Origin of the sequence: Idiomarina piscisalsi, from assembly GCF_002211765.1 — a bacterium.
Classification (GTDB): domain Bacteria; phylum Pseudomonadota; class Gammaproteobacteria; order Enterobacterales; family Alteromonadaceae; genus Idiomarina; species Idiomarina piscisalsi_A.
In genome coordinates, this window is sequence record NZ_CP022133.1 from 469895 (window position 1) to 496894 (window position 27000).

The window sequence follows — 27000 nt, forward strand, 5'->3', positions numbered from 1 at the left end:
GAGCTAGCTCAGAGTCTAGCGAGCATAGCCGAGAAACAACAGGATCTAGGGTCACCAAAGCTGTCACCTTAGCAATTGACGTCAATTGACATTGAATTATAAATATTCAGCAATTACTTAAAAAATAGCAGATATTCGCTATTATGAATGCTTAATAAAATAATAATAAAAAAGGACAACACTAATGCACAGCGGCAAAGGTGTTTTGGCAAACAATCGCTTTCGGCAACCAGCTCAAATTACACTGAAGTCAAACGACGGTTACCAGACGTTGAACATAACGTTAGTTGGGCAGCAGTACCCGGACTATTTGATTCTGGAACTTTCCCGACAGTATCGTTGGCAAGATATTCTGCCTCAGTTAAAAGCGAACAAAACATTTGCTTTTACAACGGTGGCTGCATCGGGTGAACAAGTGACGGGAACAGTCGACTTATTGAGTATGACACAGTTTCCGCAAAAGCTTCTGTTTGTCAGCTATCCTCGAGAAGCGAATATCCAGTCTTTGCGCACATCGCCCCGCATCCCTGTTAATTGCAACGCTGAACTCCAGTTACATCACGGGTACGGTAAGGGAAACCGACTCGCAGGAACAATCATTGATGTTTCCGGGAAGGGGGTTGGTTTCCAATACAAAGGTACTCAGCCGGCGTGTATTGACGATACAGAGGACTTACTTGCCAGTGTCACGGTGTTGAGCTCTGAGTCAGATTTTTCGCTCGGACCGATGCACGTAAAAAGTTTGGACGTAGCAGGCCCTGAGGTTTGGCAATTCGGTTTAGCCTTTAAAAATAAGCCCGATGACCTGCAAAATTTTTTAGGCAAACTACTGATGGCGTCGTCGGAAGTGAAAGCACTATTAAGCGATAACGATATTGGTTTTGAAACATTGGATAACACTTTACAAGCTGAATCTTAGTCGGTACAATTCAGCACCAATTTAAGCCAGTAGCGGCTAATTTTTAATCAAATAGATAATTTATCCGAGGTGATGTTTTAATGCCAGTCGTAAAAGTGAAAGAAAACGAGCCGTTTGACGTAGCTTTGCGTCGTTTCAAGCGCTCTTGTGAAAAAGCAGGTGTTCTGTCAGAAGTTCGTCGTCGTGAACACTACGAAAAGCCTACTGCAGAGCGCAAGCGCAAGAAAGCCGCGGCCGTAAAACGTCACGCTAAAAAGCTGGCTCGTGAAAACGCTCGTCGTACTCGTTTATACTAAGAGCGTTTAACGACAATTTGAGTGTTCACTTTTTCGTAAAGTGCTGGAAGCCGTGACTTGTTGTCGCGGCTTTCGTGTTTCTGTTGATTCTTTAACCTTGAAACTGAGACGGCAATGGCAGGCTTGATCCCTAAAAGCTTTATTCACGATTTACTCGAAAGAGCAGACATTGTAGAAGTCGTTGACAGCCGTGTTCCGTTGAAAAAAGCAGGCAAGAATCACCAGGCCTGCTGTCCCTTCCATAACGAGAAATCGCCATCCTTCACAGTAAGCCAAGATAAGCAGTTTTATCACTGTTTTGGGTGCGGCGCTCATGGTAACGCTATCGACTTTTTGATGGAGTTTGATGGCTTGCAATTCCCGGATGCGGTCGAAGAGCTCGCGGGCTTAATGGGAGTTCAGGTGCCCAGAGAGGAACCGGAAAACCCGCAAGCGGCGCAACAAAAGCAGCAGCAAACTCAGGACGATGTCGCGATAATGAATCAAGCGGCACGGTTCTATCAGCACCAACTGAAACATCATGCACGCTCAGCTCAGGTCATTGGTTATCTTAAGAAGCGTGGCCTGAGTGGAGAAACAGTTAAGCGTTTTCAAATAGGCTACGCGCCAGACGACTGGGACAGCTTGCTGAAAACGTTTGGACAAGGCGCGAAACAACGCCAACAGCTGCTTGAGCTGAAACTTATTAATCGTAATGACAAAGGTCGGCATTATGATTTTTTCCGTGACCGGGTGATGTTTCCCATCCATGACAGACGTGGACGCGTTGTCGGCTTTGGTGGGCGAATTATCGAAGGTGACGGACCTAAATACTTGAACTCTCCAGAGACTCGGCTGTTTCATAAGGGCAGTGAGCTCTACGGTTACTGGCATATGCAGCAAGCGGTGCGTCGCCCAGAGCAAGTGGTGGTGGTTGAAGGTTATATGGACGTGGTTGCGTTGTCTCAAGCCGGTATTGACTATGCCGTTGCATCGCTGGGCACAGCAACAACAACTGAGCAGTTACAGCGTCTATTCCGTACCTCACCACGTGTCGTTTGTTGCTATGATGGCGACCGTGCAGGGCGAGACGCCGCCTGGCGAGCGTTGGAAAATGCGCTGCCGTTATTAAAGGACGGTCTGGACATGGCTTTCTTATTCCTGCCAGAAGGGGAAGATCCAGACTCCGTTGTTAGAGATAAAGGCAATGAAGCGTTTGAGCAGGCCTTAACTCAAGCAAAACCTTTTACTGATTACTTTTTCGAACACCTTCAAGAGGGTATTGATGTCAGTACGGATGCAGGTCGATCGCAGTTGCTAAGCACAGCTAAGCCCCTTATTGAAAAAATAGCCAGCGGTTATTATCGCGACTCATTAATGCAGAGACTTGCGGAGGTGCTGCGTCGCGAAGCGTCTCAGTTAGAACGTCACTTTGATAAGCCCAGTTATAAGCGGCCAGCCTCAGAAGCTATTAAGATGACGCCTATCAGAAAAGCAATTTCTTTATTGCTTCAGTATCCGCAATTGGGCACTAAGATTGCGGTAAAAGAAGAGCTGCAAGGGTTGCAGCTGAGCGGTATTGATCTGTTTATTGAGCTTCATAAGCAGTGTGCGAACAGAGCAATGACGACAGCGCAGGTGTTGGAAAGCTGGCGTGACAGTAATTATTATTCAGCGTTACAAAAGCTCGCACTATGGGAACATCAGCTTGATGACGAAAATATTGAACAAGAATTTTCTGATATTTTCATTTATTTGATTGATCAATACTTCGAGCAAAGAGCAAACGCCCTCTTGAAAAAATCGCAAGAGGCCGCATTAACTAAGGTAGAACGGCAAGAATACCAAACAATTTTGCAGTATTTAAACAAGGCAAAGTAACACGCAATAATCAGCCTTTTCTAGCGTAAAAGACTGAATTCTGTTATACTGTTTGGTCATTTTGGGTATTCTACATTCACAGTCATGGGTGGAAAGTCTGTATGCAGCAGAGTCGGCAATCGCAACTGAAAGTACTTATTGCGAAAGGCAAAGAGCAAGGGTTTTTAACTTTTGCAGAGGTTAACGATCACTTACCTCAGGAAATTGTAGATTCCGATCAGGTTGAAGATATTATTCGCATGATCAATGACATGGGTATCCGTGTGTTTGAAAGTGCGCCCGATGCCGATGACTTGATGATGGCCGAAAGTGCTGCCGATGAAGATGCTGCGGAAGAAGCTGCGCAAGCCCTTGCGTCTGTAGACAGCGAAATAGGCCGAACGACTGACCCAGTGCGTATGTACATGCGCGAAATGGGAACCGTAGAGCTGCTGACTCGTGAAGGCGAAATTGATATTGCTAAGCGCATTGAAGAAGGTATTAACCAAGTTCAGTGTTCTGTGGCGGAATACCCCGAAGCCATTAACTTTCTGCTAGACCAGTGGGACTCTTACGAAGCCGAAGAGCTGCGTTTAACCGACATTATATCTGGCTTTATCGATCCGGAAGAGGTCGATGAAGCGCCTGTTGCTGCTACTCACGTTGGTTCTGAGCTACCAGACGAAGAGCTGGAAGACGAAGATGACGACGGAGATGATGACGAAGAAGAAGAGTCAGATACTGGTATTGACCCGGAATTTGCTCGTGCCAAGTTTACCGAGCTGCGTGAACAATACGAAGCGACTCGTCAGGCAATCGCCAAACACGGTCGTGACGGTGCGGATGCTCGTGTCGAAATTGATAAGCTGAGCGACCTGTTCAAACAGTTCCGCTTGGTGCCAAAGCAGTTTGACCGTTTAGTGAAAGACATGCGTTCAATGATGCAGCGCGTGCGTGTGCAAGAACGCATTATTATGAAGTTAAGCGTTGAACAAGGCGGCATGCCTAAACGTGACTTTATGAAAGCCTTTGCCGGTAATGAAAACAGCATGGCGTGGGTTGATGCGCAAATCGGTTCAGGCGAGAGCTACGCCGGAACAATGAAAGAAACACGCGACGAAATTGAGCGTTGTGTGAATAAGTTGGTCGATGTTGAAAAAGAAACTGGCTTAACCATCGGTAAAGTGAAAGAAATTAACCGTCGCATGTCGATTGGTGAAGCAAAAGCTCGTCGTGCGAAAAAAGAGATGGTGGAAGCCAATCTGCGTTTGGTTATTTCAATTGCGAAGAAATACACCAACCGTGGCCTTCAATTCCTGGACTTAATTCAGGAAGGTAACATTGGCTTGATGAAAGCCGTGGATAAATTCGAATATCGTCGTGGTTATAAGTTCTCGACTTACGCGACCTGGTGGATTCGTCAGGCCATTACCCGCTCAATTGCGGATCAGGCACGTACTATTCGTATCCCGGTTCATATGATTGAAACCATCAATAAACTGAACCGTATTTCGCGCCAGATGTTGCAGGAAATGGGCCGCGAGCCGCAGCCGGAAGAGTTGGCTGAGCGCATGATGATGCCAGAAGACAAGATTCGTAAAGTCTTAAAAATTGCGAAAGAACCTATTTCAATGGAAACCCCCATTGGTGACGATGAAGATTCGCACTTGGGTGACTTCATTGAAGACAATACGCTGGACTTGCCGATTGACTCAGCAACATCGGAAAGCTTGCGTAATTCAGTACGTGAAGTACTTGGTGGCCTGACCGCCCGTGAAGCGAAAGTCTTGCGTATGCGGTTTGGTATTGATATGAATACCGACCATACTTTAGAAGAAGTTGGTAAACAGTTTGATGTAACGCGTGAACGAATCCGTCAAATTGAAGCCAAAGCATTAAGAAAGCTTCGCCATCCAAGCCGCTCTGAGCAGCTTAAATCGTTCTTGGATGAGTAAGATATTCTCTGACACAGGAGGCAGCATGGGTAATAACCGTGACAATTGGCCGAAACGTATTATTGACTCGCATTTACATATTTACGATGACGAGTTTCCGCTAATTGAGAACCAAGGTCATATCCCTGAGCCTTTTTATATTGACGATTACCGAAACTTAACACGTGGCCTGCCTATTGAAGGTGGCGTCATCGTGTCAGGTTCATTCCAGGGGTTTGAGCAGCGCTATTTAAAGGCTGCCCTAGAAAATCTGGGTGATAATTTTGTCGGTGTTACTCAACTGCCAGGTTCCGTGAGTGACGAAAAAATTCAGCAACTGAACAAGCATGGTATTTGTGGCGTTCGGGTTAACCTAAAACGCGGTGTTCACCGTGATATTGAAGGTATTGTTGAGTTTGGTAAACGTATCTGGGACTTAGCAGGTTGGCATTTGGAAATTTATGTCGACAGCCGTGAGCTGGATGACATGGTGCCTACGCTATTAAAATTGCCCAAACTGAGTGTTGACCACTTAGGTATGGCAAAGTCAGGCTTGTCGCAAGTGCGTCGTTTGGCCGAGGGTGGCGTAAAAATCAAAGCCAGTGGCTTTGGTCGTACCGAGGTTAATGTGGCCGATGCAATTACTACCTTGTATAAAACCAACCCGGACGCACTGATGTTTGGTACTGATTTGCCCGGTACCCGCAGTAACCGTTCGTTTGAACCTTCGGACATTACTACCATTGTGAATGCATTGGAAAGTGCCGACGGTGGTGCAGATGCTGTTGATAAAGTGTTTTATCAAAATGCACGCGAATTCTACAATCTTCCATAGCAAGAGCGAGTGACGCAACGTGCAGTCACTCGCAAGTCACACCCGGAGTAATCGCTGGCTCGCCATTGCAATTATAGCAATTGCGCTAGGCGGGCTTTTACTCACTTACTGGCAGTCTTCGGCTCAACTTGTGAGTCGAACCAAAAGTAGTCTTGAAAAAACCTGCTCTGACATTCAGCAAGCGGTTAGCAGTCTTTACCCTGCCTCTGAAACACAGCAACAATCAGTAAAGAACCCCGAGCTTTTGTATCAAGCCATTAGCGAGTCCATACGTAAAGAAGAGCATACGCTCGGCGGCTTTTGGCATATCAATAGCGGGTTTGCCGGCTACGCTATTGCTTCTTCTCGTGGAAATACCCAGAATGCTCAATTAAGCGGTTCGGATCAGCTTGTAATTAGCTCTGCGAGTCGCGAAGCCCTTGCCGAGAATAAACCGGTTGCTAATGTAACCGATCAAATACCGATGTTGGTGGTTTTAGCGTGCCCGGAAAAAGAACATGCTGGCCTCGCCATCTGGCTAAGTCGCCCCATTCAGCCTGCACAGAACTATTTTAGCGTTACGGCCAGTATTTTATTTGCGCTGCTTGCGTTAATTGGCGTTGCCATTATTGTGCGGGAGTCGCTGTTTAATCGTCGTTGGCACCAAGAGCGAGACCGCATAGTGGCGGACGCTGAAGATACGTCAAAAGCGGTTTCGGTTACCTCGGAAGTCGGTGAAGTACAGCCATTTTTACTGCTCTTGTATCAAGCCCGTCAACAAGTGCAGGCGACTGAACGCGAACTTATGGCAGAAACCGATAAGCTGCGGTTAGCTGCAGAAAAAACGTTAGTCGGACGCATGGCACGCTCAATGGCCGCTTTGGCTTTGAGTGACTTAGAAGCGCTTGAAAAGAAGCTGAGAGACTTCGACAGTGAAGACCTGAAGTTTAAAGTACAAGAATTGGTCAGTTTGTTTGAAACGTTCTCGCAACTGTCACCAAATATGCAGGGCCTGGATAAGAGTAATATTGAGTTAGAAGCCTGGCTTCAAGACATAGCTGATCATCACGAAAGCTTTTCGGGTGAAAAAAATATCACGGTCACCTCTATTGTCGACGATGACCTCCACGTGACGATAAACCCATTAGTGTTTCGTTTTATTTTCGACTTTTTATTGCGGCACGTTGTTGCGTTTACGCCGGTGAACTCCGAGGTGCTCATACAAGCCACAGTCGACGGTGACTACGTTAACGTATCGGTCAGTGACGAAAGTAGCGGTGTTGCCAAGAGAAATTTGGGCACCATGTTTGAAACCGATGATGTTAATCCGGACGCTTATGGTGTTGGCTTAAAAGTGATCAAAGACGCAATAAAAAGCCAGGGCGGCGATATAAATTACGAAAAACTTGAAAAAACATCGCGATTTAACGTGCTGATACCCATGACAAAAGGGTAAAAAGTTCGTATAATCTGCGCCGCTTTCAAGCATTCCAACCAGAAATGGCCCCTTAGCTCAGTGGTTAGAGCACCCGACTCATAATCGGTTGGTCCGCAGTTCAAATCTGCGAGGGGCCACCATTTCCACAAAGCCATTAAACTGCAATGAAAACCCGTCTAAAATGTAATAATTCAAAGTGCATCAACCTTAATTAGGTGTGAATATGGCAAACCAATTGGTTAGAGAGACAGGTTTAGGTGGCGCATTAATCATTGGTCTGGGCTCTATTCTGGGTACTGGCGCTTACGTCAGTGTTGGTCTAAGTGCGACGATAGCCGGTGACATGCTGGTTTGGGCCATTGTATTAGCGGCATTAACCGCGTTGTTTAATGGGTTGTCTTCTGCACAGCTGGCAGCAGCACACCCTGTCAGCGGTGGTACGTATGAGTATGGCTATCAATTTTTGAACCCAGCCAGCGGTATTATTGCCGGTGGACTCTTCATTGTGGCGAAAAGCGCTTCGGCAGCGACCGCTGCGTTGGCGGTGGCGTGGTATATCAGTGCCTGTTTTGAGACGCCCGAAACTATGGTAAAAGCGGTTGCTATAGGACTTTTGTTGCTGTTTACCATATTCGTGTTATCCGGAGTACGCAGAACCAATTGGCTGAATATGCTTTTGGTCACGGTCAGCATTATCGGTTTAGTTGTCTTCATTGGCGTTGCCTTAGGGAGTGACTCAGTAGCACTAGCGGTTGGTAATGAGTCGGTTTCAACCAGCCATTTGTCGCTTTTCCACGCGGCGGCCTTAATGTTTGTTGCATTTACTGGTTATGGACGCATTGCCACGATGGGTGAAGAAATTACTGAACCACACCGAAACATTCCAAAGGCGGTGGTGCTGACGTTGGCGGTGGTCAGCGCGTTATACATTGCCGTGGGTCTCGCTATTTTACACTTAGGTGGTCTTAATGCGTTTGAAGAAAGTCACTTCAATATTGCTAATTTAATCAGCGACTCTCCTTGGCAGTGGGTGGTCATTGTTGGTGGAATTGTGGCCATGGGCGGTGTCGTTTTAAATCTTTTACTTGGTGTCTCGCGTGTCATTTTAGCTATGGGGCGCCGCGGCGACTTGCCTCGCTTTTTAGGTGGCCTTGATAAAACCAATAAATCGGCACCTGCAGCAACCTGGGTAACCTTTCTTATTATGGGCATTATCGCCGCGCTCGGAGGCATCGAATTCGCCTGGACATTAAGTGCTTTCACCGTACTTATTTACTACGGCATCACGAACATAGCGGCTCTGAAAGTCAAGAAAGAGCAGCGTTTTATTCCTAAATTTGTGTCGGCACTCGGACTAATAAGCTGTTTTGGGTTGGTCGGGTTAGCGGCTATTGCTTAGTTGATGTATCAAGCGTTTGGAATGCTTCAACCAACGCGCTTTTCTGATTGGTAAGCGTTGCCCATCTGCCCGGCTAAGTCGGGCAGAATGAGCTAAAGCCAAGCCATGTTCCTTTAAAAGTACGTTTCGTTAATTTGCTCTGTGATACCGATAAGACCCAGTTGCATGTCATCGATAAACTTGTGCAAGCTATCCTGCTTCAACGACTGCGGCTTGGCTTTCAACAATTGCGATTGCAGCTTCTCAATTGGCACAATAGTGCTGTCATGCCGAGGCAGATCCTGCAGAAGTGTCTTAACTTCTCCCAAAGTATGTGCCAAAGAGCGGGGAAAGCGGAATTCCAGCAACAGAAACTTAAGCACATCAGCACGGTTGATACGCAGGCGCATTTCCCGTCGGTACATTTGATACGCGGACATGGATTTAAGCACTCCCATCCACTGAATATTGTCAAAAGCCGATTGCTCATTATCCAGTTCAGGTAGCAACGAGGCTGAGCGCACATCAATGATGCGGGTGGTCATATCTGCCCGTTCAAGGTTTCGACCCAGACGCAAAAAGGCGTAGCCCTCATCGTGGGTCATCGTACCGGCGAGCATACCGGTGAGGGTCTGATTGGAGTGGATGACACTATTCAGAGACTCATAACGGTGGCGTCGTCCAAGGATCGACTGACAGTTCTGAACGGCTGACAGGTACAAAGCATTAATCTGCTCCCAGCTCTCACGGGGAATGATCTCTCTGATGGTACGTGCGTTTTCTCGAGCCCAGGTAAGCGAGTTGAGTATAGAGCCAGGGTTGTTCTTATCGGTGACCATATATTTGACCACGCTTCGCTCATCGGACACGTCATAGTGTTTATAGAAGTCTTCTCTTATCGACAAAATATCAATAATTGGCTCCCAGCCCAATTTTACCGTTCGAGGTAAATCCATTAGCAGGTGCGAATTAACGTTTATCACCCTGGCGGTATTCTCAGCCCGCTCCAGGTACCTGGCCATCCAGAATATATTGCTTGCTACTCGTGACAACATAATTAAGCCTCCATATCCACAATCCAGGTATCCTTACTGCCGCCACCTTGAGATGAGTTGACCACAATAGACCCTTTGCGCATTGCCACCCGAGTGAGTCCGCCCATGGTGACCTGAATGTCTTTACCGCTTAAGACAAAAGGACGTAAATCCAAATGTCGGGGTTCTGCTTTATTATCAATCAAGGTTGGTGCTGTAGACAGCATCAGCATTGGCTGTGCTACGTAGTTACGAGGATCGCGGCGAATCAGGCGCTTGAATTTCTCGCACTCCGCTTTGCTGGCATGGGGACCAATTAGCATGCCGGCGCCGCCCGACTCATTAGCCGGCTTGACGACCATGTTATGTATGTTTTCAATGACATGGTCGCGTTCTTCTTTATTAATACATTTATAGGTGGGAACGTTAGAAATGATAGGGTGTTCATTCAGATAGTAGCGGATAATATCGGGTACAAAAGCGTACACGACCTTATCATCCGCAACCCCTGAACCAGGCGCATTGGCCAGCGCCACATTGCCCGCCTGCCAGGCTCGCATCAGCCCCGGAACGCCAAGAAGAGAGTCCGGGTTGAATGCCTCGGGGTCGATGAAATGGTCATCAACGCGTCGGTAAATCACATCTACCCTTGCAGGCCCTTCAATGGTTCGCATATAGACAATGTCGTCGTCATCGACAAACAAGTCGCTTCCCTCGACCACCTCTGCGCCCATCTGTTGGGCAAGGTAGGCGTGCTCAAAGTAGGCAGAATTGTAGATCCCCGGGGTCAGTATTACGATTTCTGGTTGCTCGATGTCTCTCGGAGATATTTCACATAGCATGTCATAAAGCTGAGAAGGGTAATCGTCCACCGGTAAAATACTGTATTGCTCAAACATTTCGGGGAAGACGCGCTTCATTACTTCGCGGTTCTCAAGCATGTAAGAGACACCGGAAGGAACCCGTAAATTATCTTCCAGAACATATACGGTACCGTCGCTATCCCGGACCAAGTCCGATCCGCAAATATGTGACCAGATGCCCAACGGTGGATGAACGCCCTTGCATTGAGGTAAGAAATTCTTAGATTTTTTCAGTAGATCGGCAGGGAACACCCCGTCTTTGACGATTTTTTGATCGTTGTAAAGATCATCAATAAACATATTCAGCGCTTTAACTCGCTGTTTCAGCCCTTTTTCTATCTTTAGCCATTCTTGCTTGTCGATTATTCGGGGGATAATGTCAAACGGCCAGGCTCTGTCGATAGACCCTTCGTCCTCATGATATACACGAAAACTGATGCCCATGACATGAATGGCTGAATCTGCGGCAACCTTATACTCCTCAAGGTCTTTATCTGTCAGACTGCGTAAATAGCCACATAAAATATCGGCGGCTTCACGCGGTTTGCCTGCGGCTCGTAATAGCTCATCGTACAAATTAGTGACCTTATAGCTTCCCCAGCGAATAGTCATGCACAGCCTCTTTTGGTTTCGTTACCTTATATAAAGATAGTGATAACTTTGGAAAAAATACAAAATTGTTTGTTTTTCTCTGCTCTTGCATAGAGAATATGGTGGACTTAGGCTGGGTTTGTAGAACAGCCATAGCTGACATGTTGGGAGTGTTTTGTGACCTATTGTTTGGCCATCCGAGTGAATAAAGGCTTGGTGTTTGCGTCAGATTCGCGCACAAATGCCGGGGTAGATTATGTGGCAACCTACAGTAAAATGTATCGGTTTTCGTGGCCCGGTGAGCGTACGGTTGTACTGCTCTCAGCGGGCAGTCTGGCCACCTCACAGGCAGTGGTTAACGCGATAAACTCCGATCTGGAAGATCCTGACGCGGCCTTTAATCTGCGAAAGGGCAAACATTTGTATGACGTAGCCAGTTACGTTGGCAACTTGAGTCAGAAAGAGCAACAACAACACGCACCGGCGCTGGAGAAGAGTCATGCCAGCGGCGAAGCCAGTTTTATTCTGGGTGGTCAGATTGCAGGTAGAGACTGTGAAATCTATATGATTTATCCGCAGGGTAATTATATTAGCGCTTCAGAAGATACCCCGTACTTGCAGATTGGCGAAAACAAATACGGCAAGCCAATACTTGATCGCATTATTACACCCAATACCTCACTGGAAGATGCCGGTCGCTGTGCCATGGTGTCGCTTGACTCTACCGTGCGCAGTAATATCAGTGTGGGCTTACCGATTGAATTAGCGATTTACACTGGCGACAGTCTTGAAGAGCCCTGGCACAATAAATACAGTGCGTTCAGCCCCATGTATAAGTCGATGCAGAAGCAATGGAATGAAGGGCTGCGACAGGCTTTTTCCGGATTACCTAGATTCGACTGGGAAAAGGACGATTAAATCTCAGTGTTACGAGCTTCGCTGATAACCTTGTGAACGAAACGCAGTTTATCGGTTGCGATATTGGAGATGACAAAAGGATAAGCATCATCCAGACCCATGCTGCGGTTGAGCGCATTTAATACTGCTGTCAGCCGGCACCAGTCATTATACAGCTGGTTAAAACGTGCTTCGCTTTTGGCCTCAGTACTTTGCGGTAAGTGCTGCAAAGGGTCAATGACTTGGTGCGAAGACACGCTGAAATCAAAATTGCTGGCAGTTTCCAGAGTATCCACCATATGCAGATAATGCGCCCAGGTTTCCGCCCAGTCTTCCCAGGGGTGCATGCTGGCATAAGCACTCACCCATACTTTATGCCATTCGGGAGCAGGGCCCTGCTCGTAATAGTGTTGCAGGGCATAGGTGTAATCCAGTCTTTCATCACCAAAAAGCGCCCGGAATTCACTTAGCCAGTGGCTGTTGCGTACCAGCCTATCCCAATAGTAATGGCCGGACTCATGGCGGAAATGTCCAACAAGAGTACGATACTGCTCGTTCATCTCTTCGCGCATTTTCACTCTTGAGCTGGGCTCAGCCTCTTTTAGGTCGAGCGTAATAATGCCCGCATTGTGACCCGTGGTGACGAAGTTTTTAACCGTCAGTTCATTGCCGTATTCATCTTCCGTCTGATCTTCCAGAAACTCAAACCCCAGACCTTGTTGCGGGTCTTCCTGCTTTGACACCACTGGTAATTCAAGTTTGTACAGCGTATAGAGCAGGCGCCTCTTTGCGTTCTCCATACGGAACCAAAGTCGTCTGTTATCGGGTTGATCTAAGTTGGGAATAGTCTGGGTTAACTGACAAGAAACACATAACTCACCGGGCTCTTCAACCGGAATCATCCAGTTGCATACATCCTGTACAGAGTAATTTTTACACTGACGATAGAGCCTGCCATTGGCTGCGGAACGCCAAACCCCTTTATCGTGTTTGGTAAAGGAGCTCAGTGTTTTTTCATCTGGCATAAAACCAAGCATTAGCCCACAGCTGACACAACGGGTGTTAGCAAAATGCAGAGTATTACCACACTGACATGTGAAGGTTTGCATCGTTTATTAATGCCCTTGTATTGTCACAATGACTTGATTGTCAATGTAGCAGCTTTCTGGCATTGTGTAATTTCTTATAGCTGTCCAGCAGCTTCAGATGACGATCGATGCCTTCCAGTTGCATATTGGTTGGCGTCAGGCCGTAGAAGCGTGTGGTGCCTTGTACGGAGCCGATAACCGCTTCAATTACATCTTCACCATACATGCGCCCTAAATTATAGCGATAATCATCCAGCTCTAGTTCGTCATCCAAAATAATTTCCAGTACGGCTTCCACCGCCCGATAAAACAGCACTCGCTCCGGTGTGTTGTCGTTATATTGCAGGAACATTTCAACGTATTCCTGGGCGTCTTCGTGGCGTTGCAGCGCAAGATATACCAATAATTTAAGCTCTAAAATTGTGAGCTGTCCCCATTCGGTATTTTCATCAAACTCAATACCGATAAGGGTAATAATGTCCATGTAGTTGTCGAGCTGGCTGTCTTCTAGGCGCTCGACGAGATCTTCCAGTTGCTCGTCTGACAGGCGGTGTAGGTTCAGAATATCCTCGCGGTATTGCAAGGCGATGTTGGTGTTGTCCCAGACGAGATCTTCAACCGGGTACACTTCAGAATAATCGGGCACCAAAATCCGGCACACTGGCGCCCCTAAGTCTTCGTGCACCATGATGTAGGCTTCTTTGTCGAGTTCGTTCAGAATGCCAAACAATAGGTTGGCTTCCTCTTCGTTGGTCGGAGCTGTAAAGTCCCACTCGACAAATTCAATGTCTGACTTGGCACTAAAGAAGCGCCAGGAAACGACACCCGATGAGTCAATAAAGTGTTCGACGTAGTTGTTTGGCTCGGACACCGCCATCGAGTTAAAGGTTGGTGGTGGTAAGTCGTTCAGCCCTTCAAAGCTGCGCCCTTGTAACAGCTCGGTAAGGCTGCGTTCTAACGCGACTTCAAAACTTGGATGCGCACCAAAAGACGCAAAGACCCCGCCGGTACGTGGGTTCATCAGCGTCACACACATGACGGGGAATTGTCCGCCAAGCGAGGCGTCTTTTACCAATACCGGGTAGCCTTGCTCTTCCAATGCATTAATGCCTGCGACGATACCTGGATATTTATTTAGCACCTCCTGCGGCACGTCGGGCAGAGTAATTTCGTCTTCAATAATTTGTTTCTTAACCGCCCGCTCAAAAATTTCTGACAAGCACTGCACTTTGGCTTCGGCCAATGTATTGCCGGCGCTCATACCGTTACTTAAGTACAGGTTTTCAATAAGGTTTGACGGAAAATAAATCGTTTCGCCATCGGAATGACGCACAAACGGCAGTGACACAATGCCTCGATCGACACGTCCTGAATTGGTGTCAATTAAGTGAGAGCCACGTAATTCTCCCTCGGGGTCATAAAACGCTCGCGTACGCTCATCGAGTATCTCGGCCGGCAGTTCGTCGTTGGGACCCGGCTTAAACCACTTTTCTTGTGGGTAATGAACAAAGTCCGCGTTAGCAATCTCTTCGCCAAAATACTGGTCGTTGTAAAAGAAGTTGCAGCTTAAGCGCTCAATAAATTCGCCCAACGCCGAGCACAAAGCACTTTCTTTGCTGGCGCCTTTGCCATTGGTAAAGCACATGTGTGACGCGGCGTCACGAATATGCAGTGACCAAACGTTCGGGACAATGTTGCGCCAGGACGCCACTTCTATTTTCATGCCCAAGTCAGCCAGCAGCTTGGTCATGTTGTTAATGGTGTCTTCTAGGGGCAGGTCTTTGCCTTCAATGTAGGTTTTCTCGTCACCGCTGGGATCAATAGTGAGTAATGCCTGAGCGTCCTGCGTGATGCTGTCCACAGCTTCAACGTCAAACGCCAATTCGTTCTCAATAACCCGCTTAACCGCGCAGCGTTCAGCGGCACGAATAATGCCTTTGCGGTCTTTCTCATCGATGTCTGCCGGTAGTTCCACCTGAATTTTAAACAGCTGCTGATAGCGGTTTTCCGGGTCGACAACATTGTTTTGGGAAATGCGAATGTTCTCGGTTGGAATGTCGCGCGCATCGCAATACAGACGAATAAAGTGAGCCGCGCACATGACCGATGACGCTAAGAAATAGTCAAACGGCCCGGGGGCTGAACCATCGCCTTTATAACGAATGGGTTGGTCAGAAATGACGGTGAAGTCATCAAACTTCGCCTCAAGGCGCATGTTTTCGAGAAAACGAACATTGATTTCCATAGAGAGGGACTTTCGCTTGTAAATAGAAGAGCTGAGAAAGTGCGGGATTATCCCACACTTTCAGTCATTGATCATTATCGGCGTAGCCACTGCCATAAGCACTAAAGGGAAGCTCCAGCCCTAATTCTGGTATCTGCAAGCCTATCCAAGCTGGGAAGGTGTTGCTGTTTGGGCCGGGTAACACTTCATATTCGTTAGCCCATGGGTAAGCACTCGATAACTCTTTAATGCGTGGGATTATTTCGGCGGCTTGCGGACCCTTAACCGATAGTAGCTTTTCAGGTTTAGCACCGTACCAGTAACGATCCGGTGTGGTTGTTTGATAAACCCGCAGAGCAGGGCGACCATGTTCGACACCCCAGCCGACCACTTCATACACGGTATATTCAGCAGCGCCGGCAGGTTTTACCGCTAACCAGGTGTGTACTGCAAACCAACCTCGCCAACCGAAGGCATCGGCGGCATAAGCCTCAATAACGGCCTCTTGTTCTACGGCTGGATTCGGCGCTATACCGGCCGGCTCGCGCGAGGCATCCCGCCAGTCGCCCGACGAGCAGCCAGCGACCAGCACAACCGAAACGGCCAATAGAAACTGTGTTAGAAAACGCATCCTGAATGTAACCTCTACTCAAAGTCGCTGGCGCTGTGGCGCTCGCGTAATTGTTCGCTTTCTTCGCCCCACACTTTATTCACGCGACGGCCGCGTTTTACGGCCGGGCGCTCGTTGATGCGCTTCGCCCAGGCCACCACGTTTTCGTACTCATGCGCTTGTAAAAATTCGGCGGCCTCGTAAACCTCGTTTAACACTAGCGCCCCATACCATGGGAAAATCGCCATATCCGCAATGGTGTAGTCATTGCCGGCAATATAGTCGTTGTCAGCCAGTTGCTTGTCGAGCACATCAAGCTGACGTTTTACTTCCATTGTGTAGCGATTAATGGGGTACTCCAGTTTTTCCGGTGCATAGGCATAAAAATGACCAAAACCACCACCTAACATAGGTGCACTGCCCATCTGCCAGAAGAGCCAGTTTAGGCACTCGGTACGCTTGGCAGGCTCGTTGGGTAAAAACTCTCCAAACTTTTCCGCTAAATAGAGCAGTATTGAGCCTGACTCGAATACGCGGGTTGCTGGCGTTGTGGAGTTGTCGAGCAGTGCCGGAATTTTAGAATTTGGATTGATCTCTACAAAACCGCTGCTGAACTGATCACCCTCAGTGATATCGATAATATAGGCGTCGTATTCGGCGGCATCTATGCCTTTTTCCAACAGCTCTTCAAATAGGATAGTGACTTTTTGTCCGTTCGGGGTTGCCAGCGAATACAATTGATGCGGATGCTCACCGACGGGTAACTCTTTGTCGTGGGTCGCACCGGCTTCCGGGCGATTAATATTGGCAAATTTTCCGCCACTTTCCTGATCCCACTTCCACACTTTAGGTGGTTGATAGCCGTTTTCTGATGCTGTGTTTCCCATACTACCTCCATAATAGTCGCTTAAGTGACCGCTTGACGCTGTGCATAGCGGTTATCTTTATAGACCCCGGAATGAAGCACGTCACGTATTTGCTCAACCGCATTCCACACGTCTTTATAGCTGTTATAAAGGGGCGCAAAGCCAAAGCGAATAAAGTGCGGAGCTCGGTAGTCCGCAATAACGCCTCTGTCTATTAACGCCTGACAAAGCTCGTAAGCAAAATCGAACGAGTAACTCAATTGGCTGCCTCGCTCTTCCGTTGACGCCGGAGAAAGCCGTTGTAGCTGGTCACTTAAACCGTATTGATTGATTAAGTCGTCAAACAAGGTCGTTAATACTACTGACTTTTTACGCACGGTTTGCAAATCTAGATTATCAAACAGCTCTAATGCAGCGTCGATTGCGGACATTGAAATAATTGATGGCGTACCAGCGAGAAACTGTTTAATGCCACTGTCAGGTTGATACTGTGGGTCAAATTCAAACGGGTTTTGATGACCAAACCACCCCGCGATGGGTTGTTGTAGCTTGCCTTTCAGCGCTTTATTGACGTACACAAAAGCCGGAGCGCCCGGGCCGCCGTTGAGGTATTTATAAGTGCAGCCAACGGCCATATCCACTTGACAGTCATCCAGGTAAACAGGCATAGCACCGGCGCTGTGTGCCAGGTCAACAATAATAAGAGCACCATGCTGATGAGCCCTTTCGGTTAACGACTTAATGTCCAGCCGTTTACCACTGCGAAAGTTCACTTCGGTGACCATAATGACCGCGGTCGAGTCGTCAATACTATCCAAGAGCTGATCTTCCTGAACGTCGACGAACTGGCAGCGAGCTTCATCTAAAAGCCCTTGTAAACCTTGCGCTATGTACAAGTCTGTCGGGAAGTTGTCATGGCTTGAAATGACTTTATTGCGGCGGGTTGTGCCGTTACAGCTAAGTGCAGCACTTAACAGTTTGAATAAGTTGACAGAAATGGAGTCGCAGCATATTACTTGACCTTCTGCCGCCCCGATAATGGGCGCAATTTTCTCGCCAACTTGCTGTGGTAAATTGACCCAGTCGTGTTGGTTCCAGCTGCTAATTAAATCGTTTCCCCATTGTTGTTCTGTCACTTCTCTGACTCTTTGTTTTACTCGTTTTGGCAGGGCGCCGAGTGAGTTCCCGTCTAAGTATATGGTGTTGTCGGGAATATCAAACTCATCACGATATTGTGCCAATGGATCGTTGCTATCAAGTCGTTCTACATCAGTTAAATTCATTGTTTCAACTCTTCTTTCAGTCGCTGAACGATGGCTTCCCAGGCGTTTGTTTGTGGGTGTATCATGTCGAAGTGGCCGGCATCATCGACTATCATGGTGTTTACGTTATCTACGCTGAATACGCCCGCCTGGCCCATGGGAACTATATTATCGGCAGAGCCTTGCAGCAGCCAGGTGTTGTGATGCAACGTCTGTTGCTTCGGGTCGGCTTGAGCCAAGTTGAAATCACTCTTGGCTGTCTCTAAAAGCGCCTTAGCGGCTTGGTTACAACTGCCATCCTCAGCTATGTAGGCCTGCATATCCGTTATTGCGGCCAGACCTAGAACGGCGTCAACTTGCTCAGCATATTGACGATCATTTGATGTTGCCAGCAGCGCCAAATGTCCGCCTGCGGAATGACCTATCACCGCCGTTGGCTTGCCGTTGGTCTGGCGAAGTATGTTCTCAATGGCGTTTAACACATCGTTGAGACTGGCAGGCCACTCTGCATTCTTTTCACCTAAGCGACGGTACTCGACGGACCAAAGGTTGAAACCTTCTTTCGTCAGGGCGGTGCTTAATGGATAACTGTGTCTAATGCCGTAGTCTTTAAGCCAACAGCCGCCGTGAATGAAAATGACATTAGAGGCTTTCATTGCGTTGTTTTTCGCTGGCCAGTACTGATAAAACTGCGACGGTTGTGAACCGTACGGATAGGTTTGAGTTGGGGGATCAGAAGGCAACTCAAGTACTTCATTAAACGTGACTTGCCTTAACGGATCTGCGCATACGCTGAAGGTTAAAGCCATAATTAAACAAGCGGTGAAAATGAGTCGTTTCATTCGGGTGTACCAGTACTGTCGTTGTGTAAGCTTTCAGGTGTTCAGGGAACCATACAAGCATAGAAAATTAAGGGCAACAAAATAGTTGATTGATTACTAAAGATATTTAGTTGAGGTAAAAACGTGAGCAAATTCTATACTGAGTAATGAGCGGTTCAGACGGTTCTGGAGGATATTATGCGCATTGGATTTGTTGGTCTCAGTGTTGCAGTACTTTTTCTCACTGGTTGTAGTAGTCAACCTGAAAGCATGAGTCAGTCACGCTATGAAGTTGATAGTGAGTATGTGAGTAAAGTTGAGCGTCAGGCTCGAATGAGTGGCATGAGTAATGTTGAAGTTTACTGGGTAAACCCGCCGAGAAAAGAAAAAGGCGCAAACACTGAAGGCAATTAAACCATCAGTGAACAACCAAGGCTGAACTCTAATTAAGCCAGCCTTGGCGGTTTTATTGTTCTAATTTACGCTCAACGTCGGCTTTTAACTCTTTTCGCATGCCCAGCATAAATACAACTTCGGTCACGACAAACAAGGGACCGACGGCTAAGCCCATAATGTCGTCAACAAAAGCCGGTTTGCGACCTTCGAAGTAATGGCCAATAAACTGGAATACCCAACCGACAACGAACAAGCCAATGGCCCAACTAAGCCAGAGTTCTGTTGGCATGGCGGCAAAATAGCGCCCGGCAGCTAGTGCAAGCCAAAGCAATACGGTCATCAGCAGACCGAATGGAATATCCAGTCGGATATAAAAAATGATCGACAGAAAAACAGCGATGCTGGCCGGCGTAATAATCAAAAACTCCATGGGCAGCACGGGGCGCGAAAGCAGTGTTAAAATACCCACAACAATCATGGGGATGCCAATTAAATGTGTTGCCACATTCTTACGATTGCGGTGATAGGCGGCGTATTGTGCCAAATGCTCGACGATGGTTTTCATAAGTGTTGTGCCATAGGGTGATTAAAAAAGATTCAAAGGGATTTTAAGATACGTCTGACCGTTACTTTCAGCGGGCGGCATGTTGCCTGCGCGCATGTTGACTTGTACCGAAGGCAAAATCAGTCGAGGCATATCTAGCGTCTTGTCGCGCTCAGTGCGCATTTTCACAAACTCGTCTTCAGTTGTGTTGCCGCCGACGTGCACGTTGTTGCGTTTTTCTTCACCCACAGTGGTTTCAAAAGCATAGTATTCACGGTTCGGGGCTTTATAGTCATGGCACAAAAATATCCGGGTGTCGTCCGCAAGTGAAAATATCTTTTGAATTGACTGATACAACGTTCTGGCATCGCCACCAGGGAAGTCGCAACGGGCCGTCCCGTAGTCCGGCATAAATAGCGTATCGCCGACAAAAGCGGCATCGCCAATGACATAGGTCAGGCAGGCCGGTGTATGGCCTGGAGTATGTAACACGTGGGCTTCAAGGTGACCAATAGAAAAGGTGTCACCGTCAGCAAATAGGCGGTCAAATTGACTGCCGTCTCGCGCAAACTCGGTCCCTGCATTAAAGGCCTTACCGAAGGTTTCCTGGACTGTTTTAATGTGCTCTCCAATGCCCAGCTTGGTGCCTGTTTTCTGTTGTAAATAAGGTGCTGCTGACAAATGGTCGGCATGAACGTGAGTTTCTAAAATCCACTCGACGGTAAGCTGCTTTTCTTTCACAAACGCAAGGATCGTCTCAGCAGATTCCGTTTTAGTGCGTCCTGCCGCGTAGTCAAAGTCCAACACAGAATCGATAATAGCGCAGTGCTTAGAGTCAGGGTCTTGCACGACGTAACTGTAGGTGTTTGTTGGCTCATCGAAGAAATGAGTGACGATAGGGACTTGTGACGACATATGAAAAACCTTTTCACCTAATACTTAATAAAGACCAATGTTAAAGTGGTTAGCGAATATAAAGCAATGAGTACAAAATAGACGCCATGTAGACACTCTAAAGCCAAATGACTAACGAATCCAACAGTCTTTGACTAGTAAAATAGACCAAGGTCGTAATGCGCGAAAGCAAAGTTTGCTGGAAACTGGTCGATAATTATACATAGGCAAGCCCAATTTATTGGGACTTATGGAATTCAGGGAATGTCGACAGTGAATGTAAAACCTCTATTGGTAATGGCTTCTGCAGCAGTGGGTATCAGTTTACTGGTTACTTTGTTTGTTCCGTGGCTATGGCTACAGTTAATCAGCCAAGTTGCGATAATTATTGGTTTGAGCAGTGGTTATCTTGTCTACTTTCAGCGTAATGACCCACCTCCCGAAAACAAAGAAGTCGTTCAAGGTAATAATCACCTCGCTGAAAATTCAGGCAATAATGCTATTGCTACGGCAGAACTGAGTTTTGCTATTAGCCGCTTTAAAAATGTACTGGCCGATATTGTGGATCGGCTGAAAGAAAGTGTTGATAACTCGTCTCGTGTTAGTGAGCGAGCACAGGGTATCGAGTCTTTCACTTCGGAAGTGGCTGTTGCGGCGGAGCAAACGAAACAGATCAGTCAAGGAGGTCGGGATAGAATCAACCAACTGACACAAGAGTTTGAGTTGGTGGTATCCGACAGCAGAGAAAGTGCTGAAGCGGTTAAAGGGTTACAGGAAAAAGCGAATGATATTAGAAAGGTTACCCAGGTCATCGACAGCATTGCCGAGCAGACCAATTTGTTGGCACTTAATGCATCAATAGAGTCAGCCCGCGCCGGGGAGCATGGAAGAGGGTTTGCGGTGGTCGCTGATGAAGTGCGGACTCTGGCGGGCAGAACCTCGGATGCAACGGTAGAAGTGAGTCATTTAGTCGAAGCGATTCACTCTGAAACAACGGCTGCCATGAAGAGTATTGAAGGGTTATCGCGACATATTGAAAAGCAGTCTGAGACAACGTCGGGAATTGTTGAGCAACTTGCGACTATTGTAGAGCAAGCCGAAACGGTTGAGCAGCAATTGCAAAAAATTACTCAACTAATGAGTGAGAATGCACAGGATCTTTCTCGTAATGGTGAGTTGTTGCACTCCGTTAACAGCGAACTGTCCGAGCAATACCAGCAGCTTGATGGTTTGAGTGGTCAGGCTGAGCAGCTGGAAGAGCAGTCTGAACAGCTGTTTGCTCACTTGGTTGAAAATGATGCGGATGCCGAGCATCGGGTTATTTATAAAGCTGCAGTAGATGCCGCCACGCAGATCCAGGAACGATTAGAGGAATTACTTGAACAAGGCGAAGTGACTCAGAGTCAGCTGTTTTCTCGTCATTACGAGTCGGTTCCGGGCACTAATCCAGTAAAATATAAAACAGACTATACAGAGCTCTTCGATAATATACTTCCTTCTATTCAGGAGCCGATACTGAATCGCCATGACAATATTGTTTACGCGATAACGACGGATCCCAAAGGCTATGTAGCGCGACATAATAATGCATTCAATAAACCATTAACGGGAGACCCTAAAAAGGATCTCGTGGGTAATCGTTCCCGCAGGATGTTTAATGATAAAACCGGCGCACGTTGCGGCGCGCACACGCAAGCGTTATTGTTACAGACATATAAGCGAGATACGGGCGAGGTTATGCATGACTTATCCGTGCCTATCTACGTTAATGGTAAGCATTGGGGTGGCTTCCGTATTGGCTATAAACCTTTGTAAGTAATAATAGGCAAGTGAGTTGTATGTCGCACGACACTATCGCAATTAATAAACAACGTCAGGACTTAAGTGGCCACAGTGAGGTTTGGCTTTTCGGCTATGGCTCGCTGATCTACAAAGTCGACTTTCCTTACTTAGAGCGTGCGCCGGCTTATATTGAAGGCTGGTCACGACGTTTTTGGCAAGGCTCTCATGATCATCGAGGTACGCCGGACGCACCAGGTCGTGTTTTGACGCTAATAGAAACGCCGGGAGAGAAGTGCACGGGAATGGCCTACAAAGTAACGCCGGACGTTTTTGAGCACTTAGATCACCGCGAGAAAAACGGCTACCTACGTTTCACGACACCCATGACCTTTCGAGACGGCAGTCAGCAGGAAGGGCTGGTTTATATTGCCACTGAAGACAATCAGGCATTCCTGGGTCCCGCCAGCAGTGAAGAGCTGGCTAAGCATATAGGTAGCGCCTCAGGACCCAGCGGACCAAACAGTGAGTACCTAGTCAAACTGCAGCTGGCGCTCGAACAGCTGGATGTCCATGACCCGCATGTTTACGACATTTATCAAGCGCTGAAAAAGCAGTTTCGTTAATTTTCTGGTTCGAAAACCGTGTCACTAACTTCGGCCAACTTATATAAACGGCCCTGCCAATAGTGGCACCCATAGCTTTTAAGCATTTCAAGCTGCGTCTCATTCTCGACACCCACGGCCTGCACTTTTAATCCAAGAGCCGATGTCATATCAATCATGGCTTTCACAATACGAGCGGAGCGTCCGTTCGTGTCCAGCTCCTGAATAAACTCGCGTTCAATTTTGATTTTTTCGACCGGCATATTTTTCAAATGCAGCATACTGCCAAGGCCTTTACCAAAACGATCAATGACCAGCGATACGCCCAGCTTGTGAAGCTTGTCGATGATATCCAGGGTTTGTTCAAGAGGTTCATGCAGCGTGCTTTCGCTCAGCTCAAACTCCAGTAACCTGACGAGCTCAGGTTTGTCTTGTGTCAGTCGGGTCAGTGTTTCATAAAGCAGCGGCGAAATTTGCTCGGTCGCTAAATTAATGGCGATTTTTTCCGGTTTAACACCGTCGTCGTGCCATTGTTCAATTTGTGTAATGACCTGTTCAATCACCCATATACCGAAGGTATCCAGCATGTTATTGGCGTCAAACAGGGGTAAGAAAGTGTGAGGAGAGAGGGTTCCCATCTCTGGGTGTTCCCAGCGGGTCAGTGCTTCGGCACCGACCACCTGACCGTCCATCGTTAAAATAGGCTGATACAGCAGTTGTATTTGGTCAGTCTGCAAAACTGAGCGAGCATCCTCCTCCAGTAATGCGGCGTCACTATTGGATTGGGTCAGCTCTTGAGTATAAAAGCAGCTATTGCTTGCTTGCTGATCTTTGGCTGAATTCATAGCAAACTGAGCGCGGGCGACAAGTTTGCTGGCGTCATGACCGTCCAACGGATAAACGGCGGTGCCAATGCTGGCAGAAAGGCTAACTTGTTTACCCTGAGGCAGGGCAAATGGGCTTTCATAGGACTGCTGAAGCTGCCGTATAATGGTTTCTATATCAATATATTCAACAACCTGATTTAGAACGATAGCGAACTCGTCACCGCCTAAGTTATAAACTTTTGTTCCAAAAGGCACGGTGTCTTTTAAGCGTTGCGTCAGTCGTTGCAGTATTTTGTCACCGACATGATGTCCAAAGGTGTCATTGACCCGATGAAAGTGGTCAAGGTTTAAAATAAGTACCGCGGCCAGCCGATCATCCGGCAACTCGTCTAACAGTCGGGAAAGATCTAACGCCAGCGAGTTGGTATTTGGCAGCCCGGTTAAGTCGTCAAAAAACGCCAGTCGCTGAAGCTGCTTTTGTTGCTGTTTTATGGTGGTGACGTCGGTCAGTGTCGCCACATAATAGGTTTTTCCAATGACATCGGGCGACAACTCACGAATGCTCAGAATAGCCGAATAACGTTTACGCTCGGCGTTGCGGCCAATGACCAACAGCGCCCGGTTACACGGAAAATATTGACTGATGTCATCCAAGTCAGTCACCGTCAATAATTCTTCTAGTTTCGTGTCTGCACAGTCTTTTTGTGTCAGACCGGAAATATCTGTAAATAATGAGTCGACTTTGAGAATGCGGCGATTCTCGTTAAGCAACGCAAACCCTGAACGTGTCGAGTACTCGCTGGCTTCTCTGCTGGCTTCCGGCGTTTCGATGAGATCATTCGAAATGTTGGTCCAGGATCCTTGAAAGCTCAGTGGCTTTTTAGCAATGCAACGAACTTCGTCACGCACCCACACATAGTGGCCGCTTTTGTGACGAAAGCGATACTCATAAACAAACTGAGGCTCATCAAAGCCGCGCAAGGCTGTTTTCAGCGCCAGCTCTTTATCTTTGGGGTGAATATTACTGAGCCACCAACCGGTTTCTTTAACCTCATCAGCTGTGTAGCCCATGACTCGCTCGCAGTTTGGGCTGACCCAATAAACACGGTAATCTGAGTCGACTACCCGAAGTTCATAATGAACGGTTGGGCTATTGTGGAAGTAGTTGTGAAGTATTTGTCGAGACTTACGCAGGCGCGACGCCCATGCCAGGGTAAAAAAGTACAGGTAAATGATGGAAAGTGCGACGAAGCCCCAGGGCTCCCAACGGGTTAAAAACTCTTTCGTGTTGTCTTCAATTGGCAGCCGAATAATCATTTCCGGCGCGATAATTTTCCACGCAATTGCTGCCAGAATGTACCAAACAATCAAGCGAAATTCCGGGCGTCGCCATAATGAGGAGCGCCACTTCTTAGCTGCTACAATCTCGTTACCGTCTTTCATTATCGTATCCGGGCCCAGGGTATATCCGATTTCTTCAATGATTTACTGAGAATGGATCCTTGTAATTCCTCGCATCCAATTTGCTTTAATAGTAATAGCTTAGCACGGTCATTCACTCCCGTTGCAATGGTCGTAAGACCGCGCGAGCGTGCCATTTTCACCATAGAAGCGAGCTCTCGTTTCTTGTCACTGTGGGAGGTCGCTTTTTGCACCAACTCTTCAGAGAGTTTGACCGCGTCAACAGGCAACACAAATAACGACTGAATGGTTGAACGACCTTCTCCAAAGTGAGCGGCAATAACGTTGCACCCCACACTTCGCAGCCGCTCTAAATAACGTTTCGATTTGTCATTCATTGACATTAATGCTCGTTCAGACACTTCTATATAGACGTTGCGAGCCGGGAATTTAGTTTCTTGCAGTTCGTGCGCCAGAACGTTCAGAACAATAGGGTCAACAACATCATTAATAGTAATGTCGATAGACACGCGTACGATGATTTTCTGCTTTTGCCAAGTACGCAGGTCTTTGAATGTGCGCTGAATAACCCACGAGGTAAACTGTTGCGTGAGTGACGCTTCTTCTATCATCGGCTTGAATTCGTCAAGGTTCATGTCGCCGCGTTTTGGGTGCACCCACTTGGCCGATATCTCCAGCACTGAGAAGTAGCCCGTATTGGTGTTTAAGCGTGGCTGATAATAAAGCTGTATGTCATTGTTTTTCATCGCCTCGCTAAACTGACGAGAGAAAGTCACTTCCTCAATTTGGTCAATAGCGTCATTTTGTTCTAAAAATGAGAATTGTTGATTCTTTTGGAAGGCATTGAAAGCGTGCGATTGGGCTTCGTCGAATACTTTTTCATGGTCGTCTTTTAATTTGTCTTTCGATACCCGCATGACCCCGGCGGCGCTGTCCATTTGATAAGAAACGCCATCGACGACAATCGGTTGTGACAAGAAACTTTCCACTTTTTGCTGTAGCTGCTTGGTATTGGCATCGGCATCGGCGCTGACACCAACCAGTTCATTTTTCGAGGTTTGGCCAACATGCAGTTGGTCGCCAAGCAGCTTCTTCAACTGCATGGCCATTTGTTTTACCAGCTCGTTGGCTTTTTCAGTACCAATTTGCTGTTGAATTTTTTCGAGATTTTGCAGACGAAAGTTAAAAATATCGACTAATTCATTGGCACTACCATCACTTTCCTGGCCAATGCTTTTCAACTGTTCGAGCAGTGCGTTAATGTTGGGGAGCTCGGTTCCCTGATATTGAAACTTCGCACTTTTCTCCGCCGCAACCAGATCTTGAACAACCGCTGCTACAATGCCAGATATTGTCGCTATGGCGGTATAAGCTAACAGTCTTAAAATCCAGCCACCAGCTATTTCGTCGGGACTTATCATCGAGTCACTAAATGACAGCGGGCTCAACAGAAAACCGCACATAAGTCCGGCTAATGCGCCAATACGTGGTCCCAGTAATAAGCCGGCAAATACTAACGGGAAGTAGAGTAAATGCTCGAATAGGCTGGGGATGCCGCCGGTCATTTCAATGAGTCTTATTAAGGCGGCAATAACAATAGCCAATACAAAGCCAATGAACACCTGCTTTTCGGCGTTCATTTTTGTGAAATTCACTAAG

Annotated in this window: 23 protein-coding genes and 1 tRNA gene; 12 read left to right on the top strand and 12 right to left on the bottom strand. The window is 47.3% G+C overall.

Translation table 11 applies throughout. The features are described from left to right. The first annotated feature begins 184 nt into the window (after nt 1-184). The 8 genes from CEW91_RS02200 to CEW91_RS02235 all read left to right on the top strand — a co-directional run bounded on the left by CEW91_RS02200 (nt 185) and on the right by CEW91_RS02235 (nt 8639). On the top strand, nt 185-919 hold the full coding sequence (locus CEW91_RS02200; protein ID WP_088767470.1) for a PilZ domain-containing protein: 735 nt from the start codon (nt 185-187) through the stop codon (nt 917-919). An 80-nt stretch (nt 920-999) separates the two neighbouring features. Then, on the top strand, nt 1000-1215 hold the full coding sequence (gene rpsU / locus CEW91_RS02205) for a 30S ribosomal protein S21 (protein ID WP_006954239.1): 216 nt from the start codon (nt 1000-1002) through the stop codon (nt 1213-1215). A gap of 114 nt (nt 1216-1329) precedes the next feature. Next, entirely contained in the window at nt 1330-3075 is a 1746-nt protein-coding gene (dnaG, locus tag CEW91_RS02210; RefSeq protein ID WP_088767471.1) for a DNA primase, read from the top strand. 101 nt (nt 3076-3176) lie between these two features. Further along, entirely contained in the window at nt 3177-5009 is a 1833-nt protein-coding gene (gene rpoD, locus CEW91_RS02215) for an RNA polymerase sigma factor RpoD (RefSeq protein ID WP_088767472.1), read from the top strand. Between the two features lie 25 nt (nt 5010-5034). Then, nucleotides 5035-5823, top strand: a complete 789-nt coding sequence (locus tag CEW91_RS02220; RefSeq protein WP_088767473.1) for an amidohydrolase family protein — start codon at nt 5035-5037, stop codon at nt 5821-5823. Between the two features lie 130 nt (nt 5824-5953). Further along, complete coding sequence (locus CEW91_RS02225) at nt 5954-7258, top strand: sensor histidine kinase (RefSeq protein ID WP_198400879.1); 1305 nt, start codon at nt 5954-5956, stop codon at nt 7256-7258. A 46-nt stretch (nt 7259-7304) separates the two neighbouring features. Further along, a tRNA-Ile gene (locus tag CEW91_RS02230) sits at nt 7305-7380 on the top strand. Between the two features lie 83 nt (nt 7381-7463). Next, nucleotides 7464-8639, top strand: a complete 1176-nt coding sequence (locus CEW91_RS02235) for an APC family permease (protein WP_088767475.1) — start codon at nt 7464-7466, stop codon at nt 8637-8639. A 113-nt stretch (nt 8640-8752) separates the two neighbouring features. Here CEW91_RS02235 and CEW91_RS02240 read toward each other — a convergent pair whose 3' ends face one another. Continuing rightward, nucleotides 8753-9673 carry an alpha-E domain-containing protein gene (locus CEW91_RS02240; RefSeq protein ID WP_088767476.1) on the bottom strand — a complete coding sequence of 307 codons (921 nt, stop codon included), beginning with the start codon at nt 9671-9673 and terminating at the stop codon, nt 8753-8755. A gap of 2 nt (nt 9674-9675) precedes the next feature. Then, nucleotides 9676-11127, bottom strand: coding sequence for a circularly permuted type 2 ATP-grasp protein (locus CEW91_RS02245; protein WP_088767477.1), 1452 nt, complete (start codon nt 11125-11127; stop codon nt 9676-9678). A gap of 156 nt (nt 11128-11283) precedes the next feature. Between CEW91_RS02245 and CEW91_RS02250 the strand changes: the two genes are divergently transcribed. Further along, nucleotides 11284-12024: a peptidase gene (locus tag CEW91_RS02250; RefSeq protein WP_088767478.1), complete on the top strand. Its 741-nt coding sequence runs from the start codon at nt 11284-11286 to the stop codon at nt 12022-12024. Here CEW91_RS02250 and CEW91_RS02255 read toward each other — a convergent pair. From CEW91_RS02255 to CEW91_RS02280, 6 genes are all read right to left on the bottom strand, one after another. After that, nucleotides 12021-13112, bottom strand: coding sequence for a zinc-binding metallopeptidase family protein (locus CEW91_RS02255; protein WP_088767479.1), 1092 nt, complete (start codon nt 13110-13112; stop codon nt 12021-12023). The genes CEW91_RS02250 and CEW91_RS02255 overlap by 4 nt on opposite strands. Nucleotides 13113-13152: 40 nt before the next feature. Beyond that, on the bottom strand, nt 13153-15336 hold the full coding sequence (locus tag CEW91_RS02260) for an OsmC domain/YcaO domain-containing protein (protein WP_088767480.1): 2184 nt from the start codon (nt 15334-15336) through the stop codon (nt 13153-13155). A 64-nt stretch (nt 15337-15400) separates the two neighbouring features. Beyond that, complete coding sequence (locus tag CEW91_RS02265; RefSeq protein WP_088767481.1) at nt 15401-15946, bottom strand: DUF3750 domain-containing protein; 546 nt, start codon at nt 15944-15946, stop codon at nt 15401-15403. A gap of 14 nt (nt 15947-15960) precedes the next feature. Further along, nucleotides 15961-16812, bottom strand: a complete 852-nt coding sequence (gene yghU / locus CEW91_RS02270) for a glutathione-dependent disulfide-bond oxidoreductase (RefSeq protein WP_088767482.1) — start codon at nt 16810-16812, stop codon at nt 15961-15963. Nucleotides 16813-16832: 20 nt separating this feature from the next. After that, entirely contained in the window at nt 16833-18074 is a 1242-nt protein-coding gene (kynU, locus tag CEW91_RS02275; protein ID WP_088767483.1) for a kynureninase, read from the bottom strand. Then, nucleotides 18071-18895 carry an alpha/beta hydrolase gene (locus CEW91_RS02280; RefSeq protein WP_088767484.1) on the bottom strand — a complete coding sequence of 275 codons (825 nt, stop codon included), beginning with the start codon at nt 18893-18895 and terminating at the stop codon, nt 18071-18073. The genes kynU and CEW91_RS02280 overlap by 4 nt, the downstream gene beginning before the upstream one ends. 177 nt (nt 18896-19072) lie before the next feature. Between CEW91_RS02280 and CEW91_RS02285 the strand changes: the two genes are divergently transcribed. Continuing rightward, nucleotides 19073-19288 (top strand): hypothetical protein, encoded by a 216-nt coding sequence (locus CEW91_RS02285; RefSeq protein ID WP_088767485.1) that lies wholly within the window; start codon nt 19073-19075, stop codon nt 19286-19288. Nucleotides 19289-19340: 52 nt separating this feature from the next. Here CEW91_RS02285 and CEW91_RS02290 read toward each other — a convergent pair whose 3' ends face one another. Both CEW91_RS02290 and CEW91_RS02295 read right to left on the bottom strand, forming a co-directional pair. After that, the gene (locus CEW91_RS02290; protein WP_088767486.1) at nt 19341-19835 is read right to left on the bottom strand and encodes an Mpo1 family 2-hydroxy fatty acid dioxygenase; all 495 of its coding nucleotides are present in this window, start codon (nt 19833-19835) and stop codon (nt 19341-19343) included. Between the two features lie 21 nt (nt 19836-19856). Continuing rightward, on the bottom strand, nt 19857-20729 hold the full coding sequence (locus CEW91_RS02295) for an MBL fold metallo-hydrolase (RefSeq protein WP_088767487.1): 873 nt from the start codon (nt 20727-20729) through the stop codon (nt 19857-19859). A gap of 243 nt (nt 20730-20972) precedes the next feature. On the opposite strand from CEW91_RS02295, the gene CEW91_RS12435 reads away from it, so the two are divergent. Both CEW91_RS12435 and CEW91_RS02305 read left to right on the top strand, forming a co-directional pair. After that, entirely contained in the window at nt 20973-22523 is a 1551-nt protein-coding gene (locus tag CEW91_RS12435; protein WP_088767488.1) for a methyl-accepting chemotaxis protein, read from the top strand. A 23-nt stretch (nt 22524-22546) separates the two neighbouring features. Next, complete coding sequence (locus CEW91_RS02305) at nt 22547-23113, top strand: gamma-glutamylcyclotransferase (protein ID WP_088767489.1); 567 nt, start codon at nt 22547-22549, stop codon at nt 23111-23113. Here CEW91_RS02305 and CEW91_RS02310 read toward each other — a convergent pair. Then, on the bottom strand, nt 23110-25362 hold the full coding sequence (locus CEW91_RS02310; protein WP_088767490.1) for an EAL domain-containing protein: 2253 nt from the start codon (nt 25360-25362) through the stop codon (nt 23110-23112). The two genes, CEW91_RS02305 and CEW91_RS02310, sit on opposite strands and share 4 nt — an antisense overlap. Beyond that, nucleotides 25362-26996 carry an EAL domain-containing protein gene (locus tag CEW91_RS02315; protein WP_232507009.1) on the bottom strand — a complete coding sequence of 545 codons (1635 nt, stop codon included), beginning with the start codon at nt 26994-26996 and terminating at the stop codon, nt 25362-25364. The genes CEW91_RS02310 and CEW91_RS02315 overlap by 1 nt, the downstream gene beginning before the upstream one ends. Nucleotides 26997-27000 lie beyond the last annotated feature (4 nt).

What these genes read in the sequence shown, in the direction of transcription:
- CEW91_RS02200 (WP_088767470.1), top strand. Translation starts at nt 185, where the DNA reads ATGCACAGCGGCAAAGGTGTTTTGGCAAACAATCGCTTTCGGCAACCA.
- rpsU (WP_006954239.1), top strand. Translation starts at nt 1,000, where the DNA reads ATGCCAGTCGTAAAAGTGAAAGAAAACGAGCCGTTTGACGTAGCTTTG.
- dnaG (WP_088767471.1), top strand. Translation starts at nt 1,330, where the DNA reads ATGGCAGGCTTGATCCCTAAAAGCTTTATTCACGATTTACTCGAAAGA.
- rpoD (WP_088767472.1), top strand. Translation starts at nt 3,177, where the DNA reads ATGCAGCAGAGTCGGCAATCGCAACTGAAAGTACTTATTGCGAAAGGC.
- CEW91_RS02220 (WP_088767473.1), top strand. Translation starts at nt 5,035, where the DNA reads ATGGGTAATAACCGTGACAATTGGCCGAAACGTATTATTGACTCGCAT.
- CEW91_RS02235 (WP_088767475.1), top strand. Translation starts at nt 7,464, where the DNA reads ATGGCAAACCAATTGGTTAGAGAGACAGGTTTAGGTGGCGCATTAATC.
- CEW91_RS02240 (WP_088767476.1), bottom strand. Translation starts at nt 9,673, where the DNA reads ATGTTGTCACGAGTAGCAAGCAATATATTCTGGATGGCCAGGTACCTG.
- CEW91_RS02245 (WP_088767477.1), bottom strand. Translation starts at nt 11,127, where the DNA reads ATGACTATTCGCTGGGGAAGCTATAAGGTCACTAATTTGTACGATGAG.
- CEW91_RS02255 (WP_088767479.1), bottom strand. Translation starts at nt 13,112, where the DNA reads ATGCAAACCTTCACATGTCAGTGTGGTAATACTCTGCATTTTGCTAAC.
- CEW91_RS02260 (WP_088767480.1), bottom strand. Translation starts at nt 15,336, where the DNA reads ATGGAAATCAATGTTCGTTTTCTCGAAAACATGCGCCTTGAGGCGAAG.
- CEW91_RS02265 (WP_088767481.1), bottom strand. Translation starts at nt 15,946, where the DNA reads ATGCGTTTTCTAACACAGTTTCTATTGGCCGTTTCGGTTGTGCTGGTC.
- yghU (WP_088767482.1), bottom strand. Translation starts at nt 16,812, where the DNA reads ATGGGAAACACAGCATCAGAAAACGGCTATCAACCACCTAAAGTGTGG.
- kynU (WP_088767483.1), bottom strand. Translation starts at nt 18,074, where the DNA reads ATGAATTTAACTGATGTAGAACGACTTGATAGCAACGATCCATTGGCA.
- CEW91_RS02280 (WP_088767484.1), bottom strand. Translation starts at nt 18,895, where the DNA reads ATGAAACGACTCATTTTCACCGCTTGTTTAATTATGGCTTTAACCTTC.
- CEW91_RS02285 (WP_088767485.1), top strand. Translation starts at nt 19,073, where the DNA reads ATGCGCATTGGATTTGTTGGTCTCAGTGTTGCAGTACTTTTTCTCACT.
- CEW91_RS02290 (WP_088767486.1), bottom strand. Translation starts at nt 19,835, where the DNA reads ATGAAAACCATCGTCGAGCATTTGGCACAATACGCCGCCTATCACCGC.
- CEW91_RS02295 (WP_088767487.1), bottom strand. Translation starts at nt 20,729, where the DNA reads ATGTCGTCACAAGTCCCTATCGTCACTCATTTCTTCGATGAGCCAACA.
- CEW91_RS12435 (WP_088767488.1), top strand. Translation starts at nt 20,973, where the DNA reads ATGTCGACAGTGAATGTAAAACCTCTATTGGTAATGGCTTCTGCAGCA.
- CEW91_RS02305 (WP_088767489.1), top strand. Translation starts at nt 22,547, where the DNA reads ATGTCGCACGACACTATCGCAATTAATAAACAACGTCAGGACTTAAGT.
- CEW91_RS02310 (WP_088767490.1), bottom strand. Translation starts at nt 25,362, where the DNA reads ATGAAAGACGGTAACGAGATTGTAGCAGCTAAGAAGTGGCGCTCCTCA.